We start from the raw sequence: 10,826 nt of genomic DNA, 5'->3' as shown, positions 1-10,826 counted from the left end.
CAAGACGACGTATAGGGTCTGACGCCTGCCCGGTGCCGGAAGGTTAAAAGGAGGTGTGCAAGCACCGAATTGAAGCCCCGGTAAACGGCGGCCGTAACTATAACGGTCCTAAGGTAGCGAAATTCCTTGTCGGGTAAGTTCCGACCTGCACGAATGGCGTAACGACTTCCCCGCTGTCTCCAACATCGACTCAGCGAAATTGAATTGCCTGTCAAGATGCAGGCTTCCCGCGGTTAGACGGAAAGACCCCGTGCACCTTTACTACAGCTTCGCACTGGCATCAGGCACAGCATGTGCAGGATAGGTGGTAGGCTTTGAAGCAGGAACGCCAGTTTCTGTGGAGCTACCCTTGAGATACCACCCTTGCTCTGCTTGATGTCTAACCGCGGTCCGTTATCCGGATCCGGGACCCTGCGTGGTGGGTAGTTTGACTGGGGCGGTCGCCTCCCAAACAGTAACGGAGGCGCGCGAAGGTTGGCTCAGAGCGGTCGGAAATCGCTCGTTGAGTGCAATGGCAGAAGCCAGCCTGACTGCGAGACATACAAGTCGAGCAGAGTCGAAAGACGGCCATAGTGATCCGGTGGTCCCGCGTGGAAGGGCCATCGCTCAACGGATAAAAGGTACGCCGGGGATAACAGGCTGATGGTGCCCAAGAGTCCATATCGACGGCACCGTTTGGCACCTCGATGTCGGCTCATCTCATCCTGGGGCTGGAGCAGGTCCCAAGGGTACGGCTGTTCGCCGTTTAAAGAGGTACGTGAGCTGGGTTTAGAACGTCGTGAGACAGTTCGGTCCCTATCTGCCGTGGGTGTAGGATACTTGAGAGGAGTTGCCCCTAGTACGAGAGGACCGGGGTGAACGATCCACTGGTGGACCAGTTGTCATGCCAATGGCAGTGCTGGGTAGCTATGATCGGAAAGGATAACCGCTGAAGGCATCTAAGCGGGAAGCCCCCCTCAAAACAAGGTATCCCTGAGGACCGTGGTAGACCACCACGTCGATAGGCCGGAGATGTAAGCGCAGCAATGCGTTCAGTTGACCGGTACTAATTGTCCAATAGGCTTGATTTGATCCAGTGGAAGCGAGGTTCGCTTTCCTGACAGAAGCCAGCTTGGCTTGGACCTGATGGTCTTTTCTCGGTTTGGTGGTCATAGCACGAGTGAAACACCCGATCCCATCCCGAACTCGGCCGTTAAGCACCGTTGCGCTGATGGTACTGCGTCTTAAGGCGTGGGAGAGTAAGTCACTGCCAAACCTAGTAAAGACCATTCCCGTATCTCTCTGACGATGCGCCTCAGATCCTGTTTCTAGACGACCTGAGGCGCGACATGGTTGGCGCGGGATGGAGCAGCCCGGTAGCTCGTCAGGCTCATAACCTGAAGGTCGTAGGTTCAAATCCTACTCCCGCAACCAGATTGAGGGCCGTCCTGTTGGGGCGGCCCTTTTTTTGGTCACAAGCAGCCATGCGAGATCGCTCAAGGTGACAGGTGGGTTGCATTTCCGTGGAGAGCCGATGTTCAGCATCTCGTCCAAGGCCAGCAGCCCGTCGAGTTGCTGAGCTGAAAGTGGGTCGGATGGCGCTGCGGGCAGACGGTAGTCCGCCGAGGAGTACGGTTAATGTTCTTCATATGTTCTCAACCTGTGATACCATAGGGCCATGCAGATTCCATTTCCCTTTGAGGATCGTTCGAAGCGGCTGGCCAAACTTCACGAGACGCTTGCCCGATGTTTTGGTCCGATCGCTATTTCGTCGCCGTTTGATCCTGTAACCCAGCTTGTCTGGGGCATCCTGAGTGGACGGACCTATACAGAAGTCACCTTGGCTACGATCGACGCGGTGCGCGCCCGCTTCAAAACGTGGGAAGCCGTTCGCGATGCACCTGTGCGCGAGATCGAGTTGGCAATCCAGCCCGTGACGTTCTCTGAAGTGAAGGCGCCGCGGCTGAAAGAGGCCCTGGCACAGGTTTCGGCGGAACAGGGCCGGCTGTCGCTTGATCATCTCAAGCAGATGCCGGTGGACGCCGCGTTGTCATGGCTGGAAAGGCTACCGGGCGTGGGACGCAAGGCGTCCGCTGCGACGATCAACAACAGCAGCCTGCGAATGCGGGCACTAGTGATTGACAGCCATCACCTTCGGATTCTGAAGCGCTTGCGGCTGGTGAAGACCGCGGCGACGATCCGGGATGCCTATGAGATGATGATGGATGAGCTTCCACAGCATTGGGATGCGGTGATGCTGGATCATCACCATCAATACATGAAGCGTCTCGGGCAGACGATTTGCCGGCACGGGCTGCCCAATTGCCGGGCCTGCCCCCTGAGGACCTTGTGCCCGACCGGGCAAACGCCTCGCGAACGGAAGAGGGCAATACGGCAAGGGGCGCGCAGGCAACTCCCGGATCGGCCGATGGACCGGCGGATGCGACGCTAGTTGATCACCCCGATGACGATCACCATGACGATGGAATAGAGGGCGATCCCGCCACCGATCAGGAAATAGGGCCAGTTTCGCCCGACGGTGGCGGTCGCCATGCTGCGCATCTGGTGGATGAGGTCAGGCCAAGTGTAGCTTACGAAGTCACCCTGCGTGAAGACGGCCTTGATCCGCCCGTCTTCATCGACGACAGGAAGACGGCGGAAACGTTCGTTCGACATGATGCGCAGCCAGTCGACCATGTCGTCAGTTTCTCTGGCGAGGCGCGGTTCGGAGGTCATGATTTCACTGAGCTTGGTCGTCGTGGCGTCCCGTCCGGCGCCGACGATCTTTCGCATGATATCCCGTTCGGTGACGACGCCGATCACCTTCTCGTCGCCGTCACAGATAATGACTGAGCCATAGTTCTTGTCGCTCATGGCGGCGACGGCTTCGGAGACGGTTGCATCAGGTCCACGGGTCAGCGGCCGCGGCTTGGATTTATATTCGGGCCGATCCATCAGGCGGGTGCCTGGGCGTTCACCTTCTTCGGGCATGGGAGCCTCCCTACTGGTCACCGTGACGCAGTTACCTAGGTCAGGTTTTCCGGGTGGCAAAATGCGCCTCCTGTGCACCAGTGCACATCAGGCAGAGATTGCGCCGCTCGTTGAGGGGATTAGGGTGCCCGCAAGGGAGAGGAGCATCACCATGCCGCCGATCGTATCCGTGGACAGCCTAACCAAGACATACGGGTCGGGCTTCGAGGCGCTGAAGAGCGTGTCGCTGGCGATTGAAGAGGGTGAGATCCTTGCGCTGCTTGGTCCCAACGGGGCAGGCAAGACGACCCTGATCTCGACCATCTGCGGGATTACCGTCCCGACAAAGGGACGGGTGACGGTCGGCGGGCATGACATCCTTGAGGATTACCGGGCCGCGCGGAGTCTGATCGGATTGGTGCCGCAGGAGATCAACCTCGAGCCGTTCGAGCGGGTGATCGACACGGTGCGGTTTTCGCGCGGATTGTTCGGGAAGGCGCCGAACGATGTGGAGTTGGACCGGATCCTCGACAAGCTGTCGCTGACGGACAAGAAGACCTCGAAGATCATGGAGCTGTCGGGCGGCATGAAGCGGCGGGTGATGATCGCGAAGGCCTTGAGCCACGAGCCGCGGATCCTGTTCCTGGACGAGCCGACGGCGGGCGTGGATGTCGAGCTGCGGCGCGACATGTGGGAGACGGTGGCGGAGCTGAAGGCCGACGGCGTGACGATCATCCTGACCACCCATTACATCGAAGAAGCCGAGGCTATCGCGGATCGCGTGGGTGTTATCAACAAGGGCGAAATCTTGTTGGTCGAAAGCAAGGCCGAGCTGATGGCGCAGATGGGTCAGAAAGAGCTGAAGATCTCTCTCGCCGAACCCACGGAGGCGATCCCGTACATATTGGCGGAGTTCGATCTGCGCCTCAGCGACGGGGGGACCTGTCTGATCTACACCTATGACCGGCGGGCGGAGCGGACGGGGATCACCAAGCTTCTGTCAACGTTGCAGCAAACGCCGCTGGAGCTTGACGACATCCAGACGCAGCAAAGCTCTCTTGAAGATATCTTCGTGGGGCTGGTGAAGGAGCAGCAGGCATGAACCTTCAGGCGATCAAGGCCATCTACAAGTTCGAGATGGCGCGGTTCTTTCGCACGCTGACGCAGAGCTTCATCTCTCCCGTAATCTCGACGGCGCTTTACTTCGTTGTCTTCGGGGCGGCGATCGGTGGGCGGATTCAGGAGGTGGATGGCGTGGCCTATGGTGCGTTCATCGTGCCCGGGCTGATCATGCTGTCGGTGATGACGCAGGCGACGGCGAATGCCTCTTTCGGGATCTACTTTCCGAAGTTCATCGGGACGATCTACGAACTGTTGTCGGCGCCGGTGAACTTTATCGAGATCGTCATCGGTTATGTCGGTGCGGCGGCGACGAAGGCTCTGTTCATCGGGTTCGTGATCCTTGGGACGGCTTACTTCTTCGTCGACCTCGATATTCAGCGACCTTTGGTGATGGTGGCCTTCCTAGTGCTGACCTGTCTTAGCTTTGCGCTACTGGGGTTCATCATCGGAATCTGGGCGGGGAACTTCGAACAACTGCAGCTGATCCCGCTTCTGGTGATCACACCGCTCGTTTTCCTTGGCGGGTCGTTCTACTCGATCTCGATGCTCCCGCCGGTCTGGCAGACGATCACGCTGTTCAATCCGGTGGTCTATCTGATCTCTGGCTTCCGCTGGGCGTTCTTCGGGCAGGCCGATGTGAATATCTGGCTGTCGCTTCTGGCTATCGCCGGTTTCACCGTGTTGTGCCTTGGCGTCATCTGGTGGATCTTCAAAACCGGCTGGCGGATCCGTCAATAGCGGGCGGTTGTTCCTTCCGGGGCCGCGGCCTATGTGGGACGGGATGAGACGCTGGATCCCTTTCGTGAAGACGCCGCCTTCGGTGTCGGTCATTCGTTTGTCGGGCGCGATCGGGATCGGGTCCCGTGGCCTCGACGGTACTGTCATGCGCCCCGTGATCGAGAAAGCCTTTCGCGGGAAGCCAGAGGCCATTGCGCTTGAGATCAACTCACCTGGGGGAAGCGCTGTGCAATCCTCGCTGATTGCATCGCAGATCCGTCAGATGGCCGAAGAGAAGGAAATCCCCGTTGTTGCCTTCGTCGAGGATGTGGCGGCTTCGGGTGGATATTGGCTTGCGACAGCGGCGGACGAGATCTTTGTCGATCACAGTTCGGTCGTCGGATCGATCGGTGTGATCTCCGCCAGCTTCGGGGCACATGAGTTTATCGGCCGGTATGGGATTGAGCGCCGGGTTTATACGGCGGGCGAGAGCAAATCGATGCTGGATCCGTTCAAGCCCGAGAAGGAGGAGGATGTCGCCCGGCTGAAGCGCATCCTCGACGAGATCCACGAAACGTTCAAAGAGCAGGTCCGCAGGCGCCGGGAGGGCAAGCTGAACGGGGAGGACCTGTTCACCGGCGAGATCTGGGTGGGCCAGAGAGCTATCGAGGTTGGCCTTGCCGACGGGATCGGGCACCTCCTGCCGGAGATGAAGACGCGCTACGGCGACAAGGTAAGGATCCGGCGCTTCGGCCGGCGACGGCCGCTTCTGGGGCGCCTGGGGGCTCAGCTTGTGGATGACACCGCTGCGATGCTGGAAGAACGTGCGGCTTATGCGCGGTTCGGTCTCTAAGTGATCCTCAAGATCGTCACTCTGTTTCTGATCGGCATGGGCGTCCTCGCGATGTTCGGCCGGTTACGCCTGCCCGGTATGCGGTCGGCCAAGTGCAAGGCGTGTGGCCGTCCGCGGATCGGCCGCGGCCCCTGCCCTTGCGGGAAAGCCTGATCATGCTACCGGACGGCCCCATCCTCGACTGGTCGATGACGATCCTCGGGCTGTTTATCCTGATCCTCGCGGGGGACGCGCTGGTGAAAGGGGCGGTCAACCTGTCGCTGCGCCTCGGCGTTCCCGCGCTGATCGTGTCTCTGACGATCGTGGCTTTCGGGACGTCGGCGCCGGAGCTTCTGATCTCGATCAAGGCGATCCTGGATGGCGTTGCGGGCATTGCGCTGGGCAATGTCGTCGGCTCCAACACAGCAAACATCCTGTTGGTCCTCGGGGTACCTGCGCTGATCGCGACCATGCACACTTCGACGTGCGAGACGCGGCGAAGCTACCTTCAGATGATCTTTGCGTCGGTGCTTTTTATCGCACTTTGCTTCTTCGCGCCGATCACGTGGTGGCACGGGCTGATCCTCCTCGCTGGGCTTTCGATCATGCTTGGCAGCGCCTTTCGGGCAGCGCGGGCGCATCGCCGGGACGTCGCCAATGAAGTGCCGGACGAAGAAGACGAGGAAGTTGAGGGGGCGGATCCGTCCATGCCCGGCTGGCGGATTGCGATCTATCTGGTGCTCGGGCTCGCTGGCCTTCCGCTGGGGGCCGAGTTGCTGATCGATGGATCGATCAATATCGCGCGTACCTTCGGCCTGTCGGAAGAGGTCATCGGCCTGACGCTCGTTGCGATCGGAACGTCACTGCCCGAGCTTGCCACAACGGTCATGGCGGCAATCCGGCGGCAGGCGGACGTGGCGTTGGGCAACGTCATCGGGTCGAACATGTTCAACCTGCTGGCCATCATCGGGGTGGCGAGCCTGGTGGGGCCGATCCCCGTTGATCCAAAATTCCTGAGCTTCGATCTGTGGGTGATGTTGAGCGCATCGCTGCTGCTCATTCCGTTCGTGTTCCTGCGGCGGGATATCACGCGGCTCTGGGGGGCTGCGCTGACGGCGCTTTATGCGGCCTACCTCGTAATCGTGCTGGCCTCATGAGGGCGCTTGTCACAGGAGCGGGCCGGCGGCTGGGCCGGGCGATGGCGGAATATCTGGGTCGCCGCGGTTTCGACGTCGCGGTCCACTACAACGGGTCGCGTGACGGTGCCGACGCGGCGGTCAAGGCGATACTGGCGATGGGACGCCAGGCGATCGCGTTGCAGGCGGATCTGTTGGACGAGGACCAGACCGGGGTGCTGTTGGGGCAGGCGGCGGAGGCGCTGGGTGGGCCGGTCACCTGCCTGATCAACAACGCCTCGATCTTCGAGCCGGATACGATTGAGACGGCGACGCTGGAAAGCTGGAACCGGCATATCGGCTCCAACCTGCGGGCACCCTATGTGCTGATTCAAGCGCTGGCGGAGCAGATGCCGGAACCGGAGATCGACGCGAATGGCGAGCCGGTCGCGCGGGGGCTGGTGATCAACATGCTTGACCAGCGGGTGCGGAAGCTGACGCCGAATTTCTCGACCTACACGATCGCGAAGATGGGGCTTTGGGCGTTGACCAAGACGGCGGCGCAGGGGCTGGCGCCGCGGATTCGGGTGAATGCAATCGGCCCGGGGCCGACCCTGCAGGGCGACCGGCAGACCCGTGCGCATTTCGAGGCGCAGCGGCAGGCGACGATACTGGAGCGGGGGGCAGACCCGGAGGGAATCGTTGCGGCGCTAGGGTACTTCTTGGACGCGAGGGCTGTGACAGGGCAACTTCTTTGCGTCGACGGGGGGCAGCATTTAGCCTGGAAGACGCCGGACGTTCTGGGGCCAGAGTGAACTGACCAGTTTTGCACCGGCTCACCAATCCGTTACACTTCGTTCATAAAATCGTAATGTTTTCAGGTGTTTGCCTTTGGGCATAAAAAATGATCAAGAGAAACAATGGCTTAGATTATTGCTTAAAAAAAAGGCGGATCACAGAAATTGCGCCGAGATAAGGGAAAAACCGGCATTCCAAAAACTTGCCCACGTAGTTGTCCACAGAAGTCGTGGACTCTATTGCCCTTGTCACTCCTGCGTCAGGATTGCAGCGGCTGGTCGAGAATCATATCTCCGAGGCCATGGGGCATAACAACCATCTTTCCGCCGAGCAGGAGGCCTTTGGTACAGGGCCGAAGGGGTATGCGTGTATTGCAGCCTATGTGAAGCAGCTTGATGCGTCGCCGGGCGTCTACCGTATGCTCGATGAGCAGGCACGGGTGCTCTACGTCGGCAAGGCACGGAACCTGAAGGCGCGGGTGACGAGCTACTCCCGGCCGTCGAACCAGCATTCGGCGCGGATCACGCGGATGATCCGCGAGACGGCGTCGATGATGTTCCTGACGACGAAGACCGAGACCGAGGCGCTGCTTCTCGAGCAGAACCTGATCAAGCAGTTGAAGCCGAAATACAATGTGTTGCTGCGGGACGATAAGTCCTTTCCGAATATCCTGGTGGGCCGCGAGCATTCTTTTCCTCAGATCAAGAAGCATCGGGGAGCGAAAAAGGAGAAGGGGGATTATTACGGGCCCTTTGCGTCGGCGGGCGCGGTGAACCGGACGATCAATCAGCTGCAGAAAGTGTTCCTGCTGCGGAACTGTTCGGACGCGACCTTCGACAGCAGGACCCGGCCTTGTCTGCTTTATCAGATCAAGCGGTGTTCGGCGCCGTGTGTCGGGTATGTGTCGGAAGACGAGTATGCGGGGCTGGTGAAGGACGCGGACCGGTTCTTGCAGGGCAAGACGACAGCAGTTCAGGCGCAATTGGCGGACGAGATGCGGGCGGCATCCGAGGCAATGGAGTTTGAGCGTGCGGCGGCTTTGCGTGACCGGATTCGGGCGATGACGCAGGTGCAGTCGGCTCAGGGCATTAATCCGCAGGGGGTGGCCGAGGCGGACGTAATTGCGCTGCACCAGGGGGGCGGGCAGGCCTGTGTGCAGGTGTTCTTTATCCGGGCGAATCAGAACTGGGGGAACCGGGACTATTATCCGCGTGTCGGCGAAGATGTGGACGCGTCTGAGGTGATGCAGGCCTTCCTTCTGCAGTTCTACGGCGACAAGGAGCCGCCGCGGCTGGTGTTGCTGTCGCATGGTGTGGATGACGAGGACCTGGTTTGCGAGGCGCTCGCACAGAAGGCGGGGCGGAAGGTGGAACTGGCGGTTCCGCAACGGGGGGAGAAGGCGGAACTGGTCTCTCATGCCTTGCGGAATGCGCGGGAGAGCCTGGCGCGGAAGATGAGCGAGACGGCGACGCAGGCGAAGTTGCTGCGCGGCCTGGCGGAGGCGTTTGATCTGGCGGAGCCGCCGGGCCGTGTGGAGGTCTACGACAATTCTCACATCCAGGGGCAATATGCCGTTGGCGCGATGGTCGTCGCCGGGCCGGAGGGGTTCGAGAAGGGCCAGTACCGGAAGTTCAATATCCGGGGAGAGGAGCTGACCCCGGGCGACGATTTCGGGATGATGAAGGAGGTGCTGACCCGGCGGTTCAAGCGGCTGCTGAAGGAGGATCCGGACCGGCAATCGGGGACCTGGCCGGATCTGCTGTTGATCGATGGGGGCGCCGGGCAAGTGAGCGCCGTGCATGAGATCATGTCGGAGTTGGGCGTCGAGGACATCGCGATGATCGGCGTCGCGAAGGGAATCGACCGGGATGCAGGGAAGGAAGAATTCCACCGAACGGGAAAGCGGCCGATGGCGCTGAGGCATAACGATCCGGTTCTCTATTTCGTGCAGCGGCTGCGGGACGAGGCGCACCGGTTTGCGATCGGCACGCATCGGGCGAAGCGGGCGAAGGCGGTGGGTGCGACGCCGCTCGACGAGATTGCCGGTGTGGGGGCGGCGCGGAAGCGGGCGTTGCTGGCGCATTTCGGCTCCGCCAAGGCGGTGGGACGAGCCAACCTCGCCGATCTGAAGGCGGTGGACGGGATCTCGGAAAGTCTGGCGCAGAAGATCTACGACCATTTCCACGAGGGGTGAGGCTGCCAGATTGAGGCGCGCAAGCGCGCCTCGGTGTTCTGGCCGCCCGGCATCGCTGTTGCCTTTGCCCGATCGGTTGGTGTTCCTGGCGGAGCTGGCAGGTGCCTCCGGCGGGAGTATTGATGGCCAGATGAAGAGGTGATGCTGTCCCTTCCGTGTTTGGTGGGGAGGGGGTAGAGGGGGACATGACCTGGACTTTACCCAATGTGCTGACGACGCTGCGCCTTTTGGCGGCGCCGGGGCTCGTCCTGCTGTTCCTCTTTGTCTCGCGGCCCTTGGCGGATTGGCTGGCGCTGGTGTTTTTTGCCGGCGCGGCGGTGACGGACTGGTTCGATGGCTACCTCGCGCGGGCGTGGAAGCAGGAGAGCAAGTTTGGTGCAATGCTCGACCCGATTGCGGATAAGGTGATGGTGGCGATTGCGCTGTTGGTGCTGGCGTCGTTTTCGACGCTGGTCTTTTCGATCGTGCTGCCGGCGGTGCTGATCCTCTTTCGGGAGGTATTCGTGTCGGGCCTTCGGGAGTTTCTTGGGGCGACGGCGGGGACGCTGACGGTGACGAAGCTCGCCAAGTGGAAGACGACGGTCCAGATGGTCGCGATCGCGGCACTGTTCTTTCATGGGGTGATGTTTCACTACGCGGCTGAAGCGTCAGTGGGGATGGATCCGGAGACCATCACCGCTGTCCTTGAGGGCGGACTGGATCCGGCTGGTCTGCGCTGGAAGTCGGGCCTTCAGGACCTGGCGCGCTGGATCGGGATCGCGCTGTTGTGGCTGGCCGCCGCGTTGACGCTGATCACCGGATGGGACTATTTCCGGAAGGCGCTGCCGCATCTGAAGGAGGGCAAATGACACTGGATCTTCTTTATTTTGCCTGGGTCCGGGAGCGGATCGGGTTGCCTAAGGAGCGGGTCGAGACGGAGGCCGCGACCGTCGCGGACCTCGTCGATGAACTGCGGGGTCGCGAAGAGCGCTATGAGGCGGCGTTTGCGGATACGACGGCATTGAAGGTGGCGCTCGATCAGGAACTCGCGGAGTGGGGCAGCCCGCTGGAGGGCGTACGGGAGGTGGCCTTTTTCCCGCCAATGACGGGGGGGTGAGCG

Annotated in this window: 10 protein-coding genes, 1 tRNA gene and 2 rRNA genes (1 of these 13 cut by a window edge); 12 read left to right on the top strand and 1 reads right to left on the bottom strand. The window is 60.8% G+C overall.

Annotation, left to right across the window (positions count from 1 at the left end):
- From AADZ90_RS01865 to AADZ90_RS01850, 4 genes are all read left to right on the top strand, one after another.
- Positions 1–1,070: ribosomal RNA gene (locus AADZ90_RS01865) — 23S ribosomal RNA — on the top strand; it begins 1,757 nt to the left of the window's first position.
- 70 nt (positions 1,071–1,140) lie between these two features.
- Positions 1,141–1,255 (top strand): 5S ribosomal RNA (rrf, locus tag AADZ90_RS01860).
- A gap of 81 nt (positions 1,256–1,336) precedes the next feature.
- Positions 1,337–1,413: transfer RNA gene (locus AADZ90_RS01855), tRNA-Met, on the top strand.
- 244 nt (positions 1,414–1,657) lie between these two features.
- Positions 1,658–2,431 carry an endonuclease III domain-containing protein gene (locus AADZ90_RS01850; RefSeq protein ID WP_367309457.1) on the top strand — a complete coding sequence of 258 codons (774 nt, stop codon included), beginning with the start codon at positions 1,658–1,660 and terminating at the stop codon, positions 2,429–2,431.
- Here the strand turns inward: AADZ90_RS01850 and AADZ90_RS01845 are convergent.
- The gene (locus AADZ90_RS01845; RefSeq protein ID WP_367309458.1) at positions 2,428–2,970 is read right to left on the bottom strand and encodes a CBS domain-containing protein; all 543 of its coding nucleotides are present in this window, start codon (positions 2,968–2,970) and stop codon (positions 2,428–2,430) included. The genes AADZ90_RS01850 and AADZ90_RS01845 overlap by 4 nt on opposite strands.
- 151 nt (positions 2,971–3,121) lie before the next feature.
- On the opposite strand from AADZ90_RS01845, the gene AADZ90_RS01840 reads away from it, so the two are divergent.
- From AADZ90_RS01840 to moaD, 8 genes are all read left to right on the top strand, one after another.
- Positions 3,122–4,051, top strand: a complete 930-nt coding sequence (locus AADZ90_RS01840; protein ID WP_367309459.1) for an ABC transporter ATP-binding protein — start codon at positions 3,122–3,124, stop codon at positions 4,049–4,051.
- The gene (locus AADZ90_RS01835; RefSeq protein WP_367309460.1) at positions 4,048–4,809 is read left to right on the top strand and encodes an ABC transporter permease; all 762 of its coding nucleotides are present in this window, start codon (positions 4,048–4,050) and stop codon (positions 4,807–4,809) included. Before AADZ90_RS01840 ends, AADZ90_RS01835 begins: the two co-directional genes overlap by 4 nt.
- 43 nt (positions 4,810–4,852) lie before the next feature.
- Complete coding sequence (locus AADZ90_RS01830; protein ID WP_367309461.1) at positions 4,853–5,641, top strand: S49 family peptidase; 789 nt, start codon at positions 4,853–4,855, stop codon at positions 5,639–5,641.
- Positions 5,642–5,796: 155 nt separating this feature from the next.
- Entirely contained in the window at positions 5,797–6,777 is a 981-nt protein-coding gene (locus tag AADZ90_RS01825; RefSeq protein WP_367309462.1) for a calcium/sodium antiporter, read from the top strand.
- Entirely contained in the window at positions 6,774–7,550 is a 777-nt protein-coding gene (locus AADZ90_RS01820) for an SDR family oxidoreductase (RefSeq protein WP_367309463.1), read from the top strand. The genes AADZ90_RS01825 and AADZ90_RS01820 overlap by 4 nt, the downstream gene beginning before the upstream one ends.
- A 284-nt stretch (positions 7,551–7,834) precedes the next feature.
- Positions 7,835–9,727, top strand: coding sequence for an excinuclease ABC subunit UvrC (gene uvrC, locus AADZ90_RS01815; protein ID WP_367309577.1), 1,893 nt, complete (start codon positions 7,835–7,837; stop codon positions 9,725–9,727).
- Between the two features lie 185 nt (positions 9,728–9,912).
- The gene (gene pgsA, locus AADZ90_RS01810; protein ID WP_367309464.1) at positions 9,913–10,575 is read left to right on the top strand and encodes a CDP-diacylglycerol--glycerol-3-phosphate 3-phosphatidyltransferase; all 663 of its coding nucleotides are present in this window, start codon (positions 9,913–9,915) and stop codon (positions 10,573–10,575) included.
- A complete protein-coding gene (gene moaD, locus AADZ90_RS01805; protein ID WP_367309465.1) occupies positions 10,572–10,823 on the top strand; it encodes a molybdopterin converting factor subunit 1 in 252 nt (83 codons plus the stop codon). The genes pgsA and moaD overlap by 4 nt, the downstream gene beginning before the upstream one ends.
- Positions 10,824–10,826: the final 3 nt, after the last annotated feature.

Origin of the sequence: Aestuariibius violaceus (assembly GCF_040779325.2) — a bacterium.
GTDB lineage: Bacteria > Pseudomonadota > Alphaproteobacteria > Rhodobacterales > Rhodobacteraceae > Aestuariibius > Aestuariibius violaceus.
This window is presented reverse-complemented; position numbering and strand designations above follow the sequence as displayed.

Coding starts and splice junctions, on each gene's coding strand:
- AADZ90_RS01850 (WP_367309457.1), top strand. CDS start 1,658: ATGCAGATTCCATTTCCCTTTGAGGATCGTTCGAAGCGGCTGGCCAAA.
- AADZ90_RS01845 (WP_367309458.1), bottom strand. CDS start 2,970: ATGCCCGAAGAAGGTGAACGCCCAGGCACCCGCCTGATGGATCGGCCC.
- AADZ90_RS01840 (WP_367309459.1), top strand. CDS start 3,122: ATGCCGCCGATCGTATCCGTGGACAGCCTAACCAAGACATACGGGTCG.
- AADZ90_RS01835 (WP_367309460.1), top strand. CDS start 4,048: ATGAACCTTCAGGCGATCAAGGCCATCTACAAGTTCGAGATGGCGCGG.
- AADZ90_RS01830 (WP_367309461.1), top strand. CDS start 4,853: ATGAGACGCTGGATCCCTTTCGTGAAGACGCCGCCTTCGGTGTCGGTC.
- AADZ90_RS01825 (WP_367309462.1), top strand. CDS start 5,797: ATGCTACCGGACGGCCCCATCCTCGACTGGTCGATGACGATCCTCGGG.
- AADZ90_RS01820 (WP_367309463.1), top strand. CDS start 6,774: ATGAGGGCGCTTGTCACAGGAGCGGGCCGGCGGCTGGGCCGGGCGATG.
- uvrC (WP_367309577.1), top strand. CDS start 7,835: ATGGGGCATAACAACCATCTTTCCGCCGAGCAGGAGGCCTTTGGTACA.
- pgsA (WP_367309464.1), top strand. CDS start 9,913: ATGACCTGGACTTTACCCAATGTGCTGACGACGCTGCGCCTTTTGGCG.
- moaD (WP_367309465.1), top strand. CDS start 10,572: ATGACACTGGATCTTCTTTATTTTGCCTGGGTCCGGGAGCGGATCGGG.